This is a genomic window from Paeniroseomonas aquatica (assembly GCF_030409335.1).
Classification (GTDB): domain Bacteria; phylum Pseudomonadota; class Alphaproteobacteria; order Acetobacterales; family Acetobacteraceae; genus Belnapia; species Belnapia aquatica.
On sequence record NZ_JAUFPN010000292.1, the window covers coordinates 1 to 6,589 of the forward strand.

The 6,589-nt window shown below is 66.6% G+C and carries 11 protein-coding genes; all 11 read left to right on the forward strand.

The annotated features are described in order from the left end of the window. Window positions 1-125: 125 nt before the first annotated feature. The 11 genes from QWZ14_RS29730 (at window position 126) to QWZ14_RS29780 (ending at window position 6,574) form a co-directional block, all read left to right on the forward strand. Window positions 126-1,010 (forward strand): cation diffusion facilitator family transporter, encoded by an 885-nt coding sequence (locus QWZ14_RS29730; protein ID WP_290320686.1) that lies wholly within the window; start codon window positions 126-128, stop codon window positions 1,008-1,010. After that, entirely contained in the window at window positions 976-1,131 is a 156-nt protein-coding gene (locus QWZ14_RS32120) for a GDCCVxC domain-containing (seleno)protein (protein ID WP_290320688.1), read from the forward strand. Before QWZ14_RS29730 ends, QWZ14_RS32120 begins: the two co-directional genes overlap by 35 nt. Before the next feature lie 114 nt (window positions 1,132-1,245). Continuing rightward, on the forward strand, window positions 1,246-1,512 hold the full coding sequence (locus QWZ14_RS29740) for a hypothetical protein (RefSeq protein ID WP_290320689.1): 267 nt from the start codon (window positions 1,246-1,248) through the stop codon (window positions 1,510-1,512). 89 nt (window positions 1,513-1,601) lie between these two features. Then, on the forward strand, window positions 1,602-2,324 hold the full coding sequence (locus QWZ14_RS29745; RefSeq protein WP_290320690.1) for a cytochrome c biogenesis CcdA family protein: 723 nt from the start codon (window positions 1,602-1,604) through the stop codon (window positions 2,322-2,324). 62 nt (window positions 2,325-2,386) lie between these two features. Next, on the forward strand, window positions 2,387-2,851 hold the full coding sequence (locus QWZ14_RS29750; protein WP_290320691.1) for a copper chaperone PCu(A)C: 465 nt from the start codon (window positions 2,387-2,389) through the stop codon (window positions 2,849-2,851). Window positions 2,852-2,853: 2 nt separating this feature from the next. Beyond that, window positions 2,854-3,474, forward strand: coding sequence for an SCO family protein (locus QWZ14_RS29755; RefSeq protein ID WP_290320692.1), 621 nt, complete (start codon window positions 2,854-2,856; stop codon window positions 3,472-3,474). A gap of 121 nt (window positions 3,475-3,595) precedes the next feature. Beyond that, window positions 3,596-4,114: a signal peptidase II gene (lspA, locus tag QWZ14_RS29760; protein ID WP_290320693.1), complete on the forward strand. Its 519-nt coding sequence runs from the start codon at window positions 3,596-3,598 to the stop codon at window positions 4,112-4,114. Between the two features lie 54 nt (window positions 4,115-4,168). Beyond that, window positions 4,169-4,525 (forward strand): ArsR/SmtB family transcription factor, encoded by a 357-nt coding sequence (locus QWZ14_RS29765; RefSeq protein ID WP_290320694.1) that lies wholly within the window; start codon window positions 4,169-4,171, stop codon window positions 4,523-4,525. After that, window positions 4,515-4,862, forward strand: a complete 348-nt coding sequence (locus QWZ14_RS32160; RefSeq protein ID WP_290320695.1) for a hypothetical protein — start codon at window positions 4,515-4,517, stop codon at window positions 4,860-4,862. Before QWZ14_RS29765 ends, QWZ14_RS32160 begins: the two co-directional genes overlap by 11 nt. Window positions 4,863-4,871: 9 nt before the next feature. Then, window positions 4,872-5,687 (forward strand): undecaprenyl-diphosphate phosphatase, encoded by an 816-nt coding sequence (locus QWZ14_RS29775; protein ID WP_290320696.1) that lies wholly within the window; start codon window positions 4,872-4,874, stop codon window positions 5,685-5,687. Between the two features lie 20 nt (window positions 5,688-5,707). Further along, window positions 5,708-6,574, forward strand: coding sequence for an MBL fold metallo-hydrolase (locus tag QWZ14_RS29780; protein ID WP_290320697.1), 867 nt, complete (start codon window positions 5,708-5,710; stop codon window positions 6,572-6,574). The last annotated feature ends 15 nt before the right edge of the window (window positions 6,575-6,589 follow it).

The window sequence follows — 6,589 nt, forward strand, 5'->3', positions numbered from 1 at the left end:
CCATGCCCGTCAGCCTTCGCGCATAATCCAGGCTAGGAGCATCGCGTCTCTACTATCAGCTCGACATATTGAAATCCACTGATATGGTGCAACATATCATTCCATGCTGATATGAAAGGGCGACGATGAACACGACTGCGATCTCTGACTCGCCCGACACGGTGCGCTACCGGGTCACCGGCATGGATTGTCCGTCCTGCGCCGCGAAAATCGAGAAGGCTGCCTGGGGCATTGTCGGCGTGGAGGAGGTCAAGGTCTCCATCGCCTCGCAGATCATGACGCTTCGCCTGGCGGATCCCGCTGCGCGGCTGCCCGAGGTGGAACGCGCAGTCACGGGCCTGGGCTACCAGCTCAACCGACTGGACCGGCCCGCCGTCCGTCCGGAAGCGGGTAGCGACGATGACGACGAACTGCCGAAGGACCTCAGCCACATTACGCCCGGCTACAAGCGGGCGCTGTGGATCGTGGTGCTACTCAATGTTGGATATGGCCTGGTGGAGATCGTCGCCGGCTTCGTTGCCGGCAGCCAAGCGTTGAAAGCTGACGCGCTCGATTTCCTCGGCGACGGGCTGATTACCTTCTTCGGCCTTTTGGCGATCGGCTGGACGCTCGCTTGGCGCGCCCGTTCGGCACTGATCCAAGGCATGTTCCTGGGCCTGCTTGGCCTCGGCGTACTCGCTTCGACCGGCTACCGAGTGCTAGTGCTCAACCAGCCGGATCCCGAGCTAATGGGAATTTTCGGGGCGATTGCCTTGGTGGTGAACGTCGCGGCGGCGGTGGTGCTGATCCCGCACCGCACTGGCGATGCCAATGTGCGCGCCGTATGGCTGTTCTCGCGCAACGACGCCATCGGCAACGCGGCCGTAGTGGTCGCGGCCGGACTGGTCTGGTGGAGCGACACGGCCTGGCCTGATTTGGCGGTGGCGCTGGTAATCGCCGGACTGTTCCTGCAATCGGCTTGGTCGATTATCCGCGATGCGCGGCACGACTTGGCCGAGGTCTCGGCTTGATGCAGCCCGTCTCAACCCGACCATCACTCACCCGCACTGCAGTCACCAGCATATCGAGACGATGCCGATTGATGCGTGCCAATGGTTCTATGACTGTCGAGGCTGCAAGGCGGTGCTGTAGTCGAAACCCGGCCAGCGGGCGGGAAGCGTGAGCTGCCATCGCGCTACTCGCCACGCAACCCTCCTATAAGGAAGGGTCGTTCCATTGACTGGCTTCAACGACAAAGGAGACTTCATGCATAAGATCATCGCACTACCCGCCATCCTGCTGGCTGGAGCGCTTGCCACTGCCGGTGCGTTCGCCCAAGACAGCGCGCCGCAAGGCAGTATGCCTGGCATGCAGCACATGCCGATGATGCAGGGCCAGGGCGGCATGATGATGGATTGCCCGTGCCCAATGATGCAGCGAATGGCGTCACTGGATTATCGTGTTCGGCAGCTGGAGGAGCGAGCCGGCATCCCGGCGCCTGCTCAGCCGAACGCGCCTGTCACGCCACGCTAGAACAAGGACCCGCTGGTGGATGCCGAGGGCCGCACCAAGTGCAGCCTTCATGATTGTGTGCTCTCAAATTGTAAGGCCGCCTTCCCCTCATGATGCTTGAGTTCTCGGCACTCAGCTTTGCTCTAGCCTTCGGCGGCGGGCTGGTGTCGTTCCTTTCGCCCTGCGTGCTGCCGCTGGTGCCGGGCTATGTGGCCTGGGTGGCCGGCGCGGACCTCGCGCAAGCACAAGCGCGACCTTGGCGTACGATGCGGATGGCGTTGTTCTTCGTGCTTGGCTTCTCGGCCGTCTTTGTCGCACTTGGCGCAGGGGCAACGTTGCTGGGCGGCTGGCTGCGGCGGTGGAGCTATGAGCTGTCCATCGCCGGCGGGGTACTGATCGTGTGCCTCGGCTTGGTGCAGATGGGCGTGCTGCGGCTGGCCCCGTTAGCGCGCGAGTTGCGTTTTGCCGCGCCCGGTGCCGGTGGCAATCCGGTTTCGGCCGTGCTGATTGGAGCCGCGTTTGGCTTTGGTTGGACGCCCTGCATCGGCCCGGTACTCGCGGCCGTGCTAGCGGCCGGTGCAATGGCCCCGGCAAGCGGCATTCCTCTCCTGGCCGCCTATGCGGCAGGCCTTGGCGTGCCCTTCCTGCTGGCCGCGTTCTACCTGCCGGCTCTGTTGGCACGTGGCCGGCGGCTGGGACGGCTCGGCCATATACTGCGCTTGGTAAGCGGGGCGGTGATGGTGGCGGCCGGCGTTGCCATCGCCATGGGCGAGCTGACTACGGTGGCTGGCTGGATACTGCGCACCTTTCCCTGGCTAGCGAGCATCGGGTGAGGGCGGCGCGGGCGCAGGGTCTTGCGCAGCAGGACCGACCGGAAAGGACGAAGAACTCTATCATGCGAACCCTCTTGCCCGGCCTTCTGGCCGGGGCCCTGGCGCTGGCGGCGGCGGCCCATGCTCAGTCTGATGACATCGCCGTTTCCCTGGCCTGGACCCGCGCGGTCGGCGCAACCGCGCCCACGGCGGTCGGCTATTTAACGTTGCGCAACAGTGGCTCCAACCCTGACCGCTTAATCAGCGCGGAGACGCCGGCGGCGCGCGCCGTTGAGATCCATGAGCAGCGGAGGGAGGAGGGGGTAATGCGCATGCGCCCACTCCCCGACGGCGTTTCTGTACCACCGGGGGAGACGGTGACGCTCGGCCCGGGCGGGACGCACTTGATGCTGGTGGGCCCGACGCGGGCCCTGGCGCGCGGCGAGCGCGTGTCGCTGACGCTGCACTTCGAGCGCGCAGGTCAAGTCCACGTCGAGCTTTCGGTTGAGGCGGCCGGCACCCGGCAGCCGGCCCATGCAGGGCACTGACGATGCTTCGCTGGATCCGCCGTGCCGCCTGGGGTTTGGTGGCCGTGCTCGGCTTCCTCGTGCTGGCGATTTCAGTAGGCTGGTTTGTCACCGACGGTCCACTCGCTGATCGGCCGGTCGCAACTGGGCCGGCGAGCCTGCCGATCGGCGGTCCCTTTCGCCTAACCGATCACCGCGGTCGCGCTGTCACCGAGGCCGATTTCCGCGGCCGGCCGATGACAGTGTTCTTCGGCTTCACCCAGTGCCCCGACGTCTGCCCGACAACACTCGGTGACATGACCGCACTCATCGAAGCGCTTGGTCCCGAGGCAGACCGGCTGCACTGGCTGTTCGTCAGTGTCGACTGGGAGCGCGACACGCCTGAGACACTGGCTGGCTACCTCGAGGCCTACGACCGGCGGATCGTCGGTCTTTCGGGCACCGAAGCGCATGTCGCGGCCGCGGCGCGGGCCTTTCGGGTCTACTACCGCCGTGTGCCGCTCAAGGATGGTGGCTACACGATGGACCACTCGGCCAGCGTCTTCCTTCTCGACCTGGCGGGCCGCTTCGCGGGCACGATCGACCATCAGGAAAGCCATGCGGTGGCGTTGGAGAAGTTGCGGAGCCTCCTGACGTCGCGGTGACACTCTCCTACCGCGGCGGTGCTGGGCCGCACTGTGGGTAGTGGTATGCCAAAACCTCTTGCAAAAAAGCTAAAACAGGCGTTTGAACGTTTTCTTGTGTAGCTAACGCCCGGAGAACCGCGTGTTCCGCAGTCCTCACCACCCATTTCGCGCAGGCCTCCTGGCCCTTATCGCTGCCTTCACGCTCGACCAGGGCACCAAGTGGTGGATCGCTGAGGTGGTAATGCAGCCGCCCCAGACGATCCCGGTCGCCCCATTTTTCAACCTAATGTTCCATCGCAACACAGGTGTTAGCTTTGGCCTCTTCGCCGGCAACGGCGAGGCAGGCCGGTGGGCGCTCGTGGCCGTTGCCCTCGCGGTTATCGCCATGCTGTGCGTGTGGATGGTTCGTGCGGAGCGGGCTTGGGTCGGGGTCGCGCTCGGCCTCATCGCCGGCGGCGCGATCAGTAACGTGGTAGACCGGCTGCGGCACGGCGGCGTGACCGATTTCCTCGATTTCCATTACGCCGGCTGGCACTGGCCGAGCTTCAACCTCGCTGATGCGGCTATCTGCGTCGGTGTCGCCTTGCTGCTCTTGGACGGGTTTCTTAGGGAGCGGCGACAGGAAACGGCAGGGATCGCGGACGGGAGACAGCCTTGACGTAGTTCCCGACATCCCTTTATGCAAATATTTATTTGATCATTTGAGGGTTGAATGGACGAGCCCTTACTCACCGATGAGCAGGCGCAGGAACTTGCTGAGGTGTTTCGCATGCTGGGTGAGCCGAACCGGCTGCGCATCGCCTTGGCTTGCCTCGGCAATCCGCTATGCGTCGGCGATGTCGCCGAGCGGGTCAGGCTCTCTAACGCCCTCGTCAGTCATCACCTGCGGGTGCTGAAGGCGGCACGGTTTCTGACCGCCCGCAAGCGCGGCAAGCAGGTTTTTTACGTGGCGTCTGACGACCGGGTCCGCTGCGTGATCCGCGACATGGTGGGCCATGTCGCGGAGTCAAGCAGTGGGGACCCTATGAGTGCAGCCGAGGTCGAGGAGGAGGAAACTAATGGACGGTGATCAACGCAGCGCCGCCGGAGCCGGCCGGGCGGGTGCGCCCCTGTGCTTCCGGGTCGCAAGCCTTGATTGCCCGAACGAGGTCCGCGCTCTGAGAGGTGCCGTCGGGCCGCTCGGCGGCGGCGAGGCGCGGCTGTTCTTCGACACTGCGAAGGGCGTGATGACGGTGGCGGGCCTCGCCTCCCTCTGGGGGGCGATCTCGGCCGATGTCGGGGCGTCGCTGCTCGTCGTGCTGAACGGGCTCCGCTTGCTGGGTGGGGGCAAGACGGTGGCCCCACCGCCGTCGGCACCACCGGCGCCGGCTAGCGACGGTTGGCCAGCGCTCCCGGCCCAGGGCTGACCGGACGCCATGCCTGTTGGGACCGACTGGGCGCTTGCCGCGCTGCTGGGTATCGTCGAAGGGGTGACCGAGTTCCTGCCGGTCTCCTCGACGGGCCACCTGATCTTGCTGGTGGACCTGTTGGGCTTCCGCGGGCCACCCGGCCGGGTCTTCGAGATCGCCATCCAACTCGGTGCCATCCTCGCAGTGTGCTGGGTCTACCGGGCACGCCTGCTCGGCGCCGCTGCCGGCCTGCCACGCGACCCGGCAGCGCGGCGGTTCGCGGCTGCGGTGGCGCTGGCCTTCCTACCGGCCGCCGTGGTCGGCGCCTTGGCGCACGGGACCATCAAGGGCGTGCTTTTCTCGCCTTGGATCGTCGCTGCGGCGCTCATTGTGGGTGGTGTCGCCATCCTGGTGGTGGAGCGGGTGCGGCCGCAGCCTCGGGTGTACGAGGCGGAGGCGGTCGGGCTCCGGACGGCCCTGGCGATCGGCGCGTTCCAGGTGCTGGCGATGGTCCCCGGCGTGTCGCGCTCTGGCGCTACGATCCTTGGTGCGCTGCTGCTGCGGGTGGATCGCCCGGCGGCCGCCGAGTTCTCCTTTTTCCTGGCGATCCCGACCATGCTCGGGGCCACGGCCTTCGACCTTTACAAGAACCGCGCGGCGCTGGATGGCGAAGGGAGCGCGCTGATCGCCGTCGGCTTCGCCGCATCGTTCGCCACGGCGCTCGTGGTCGTGCGGTGGCTCGTCGCCTTCGTCGGGCGGCACGGCTTCGCGCCCTTCGCCTGGTACCGCATCGCGCTCGGCGCGGCGATGCTTGCCGTCCTCTCGATCGCCGCGCCGGCCTAGCAAGCGACGGAGGAGAGGCGATGACGTCACGCAGACCGGTCGTGGATGGCTTTTACGACGAGGGCACCGGGAGCGTTGCCTATATCGTGGCGGACCCCGAGACGGCGCGGTGTGCCATCATCGATCCGGTGCTCGGGTTCGACCGCGATTCCGGCGCCACCGACACCCGCCTTGCGGACCAGATGGCCGACCACGTCCGGGCGCGGGGCCTGACCGTGGAGTGGGTGCTCGATACCCACCCGCACGCCGACCACCTGTCCGCTGTGGCCTATCTGGGCGACCGCCTGGGCGCACCGACCGGCATCGGCGAACGCGTCGCCGCGGTGCAGGGAATCTGGGCGGACATCTACCACCTGCCGGAGCGGCAAGCAGAGGGCCGCCGCTACTGGGACCGTCTGTTCGCCGAGGGTGACCGCTTCCGGGTCGGCGGGCTGGAGGTCGAGGTGATCTTCTCCCCAGGCCACACGGCGGCCTCCGTCACCTACCTCGTCGGGGACGCCGCCTTCATCCACGATACCCTGTTCATGCCGGATGCCGGCACGGCGCGGGCCGATTTTCCCGGTGGTGACGCGCGGGCGCTGTACCGCAGCATCCAACGAATTCTTGCGCTGGAGCCGCAGACGCGCCTCTTCACCGGCCACGACTACCGCCCGGGCAGGCGCGCGGCACGTTGGGAGGCGACCGTGGCCGAGCAGCGGGCACGCAACGTCCACCTCCGCGACGGCGTCGGCGAGGAGGAGTTTGTGCGCCTGCGCGAGGAGCGCGACCGGACGCTGCCCCTGCCCGGGCTGATGCTCGCCGCGCTGCAGGTCAACCTCCGCGGCGGCCGCCTGCCAGAGCCCGAGGCGAATGGCACCTCTTACCTTACTCACCAGTCGGTAACATAGGCGACACTTGGCGCC

Bases quoted from the DNA above. Each gene is read 5' to 3' on its own strand.
- QWZ14_RS29730 (WP_290320686.1), top strand. From the start codon at position 126: ATGAACACGACTGCGATCTCTGACTCGCCCGACACGGTGCGCTACCGG.
- QWZ14_RS32120 (WP_290320688.1), top strand. From the start codon at position 976: ATGCGCGGCACGACTTGGCCGAGGTCTCGGCTTGATGCAGCCCGTCTC.
- QWZ14_RS29740 (WP_290320689.1), top strand. From the start codon at position 1,246: ATGCATAAGATCATCGCACTACCCGCCATCCTGCTGGCTGGAGCGCTT.
- QWZ14_RS29745 (WP_290320690.1), top strand. From the start codon at position 1,602: ATGATGCTTGAGTTCTCGGCACTCAGCTTTGCTCTAGCCTTCGGCGGC.
- QWZ14_RS29750 (WP_290320691.1), top strand. From the start codon at position 2,387: ATGCGAACCCTCTTGCCCGGCCTTCTGGCCGGGGCCCTGGCGCTGGCG.
- QWZ14_RS29755 (WP_290320692.1), top strand. From the start codon at position 2,854: ATGCTTCGCTGGATCCGCCGTGCCGCCTGGGGTTTGGTGGCCGTGCTC.
- QWZ14_RS29765 (WP_290320694.1), top strand. From the start codon at position 4,169: ATGGACGAGCCCTTACTCACCGATGAGCAGGCGCAGGAACTTGCTGAG.
- QWZ14_RS32160 (WP_290320695.1), top strand. From the start codon at position 4,515: ATGGACGGTGATCAACGCAGCGCCGCCGGAGCCGGCCGGGCGGGTGCG.
- QWZ14_RS29775 (WP_290320696.1), top strand. From the start codon at position 4,872: ATGCCTGTTGGGACCGACTGGGCGCTTGCCGCGCTGCTGGGTATCGTC.
- QWZ14_RS29780 (WP_290320697.1), top strand. From the start codon at position 5,708: ATGACGTCACGCAGACCGGTCGTGGATGGCTTTTACGACGAGGGCACC.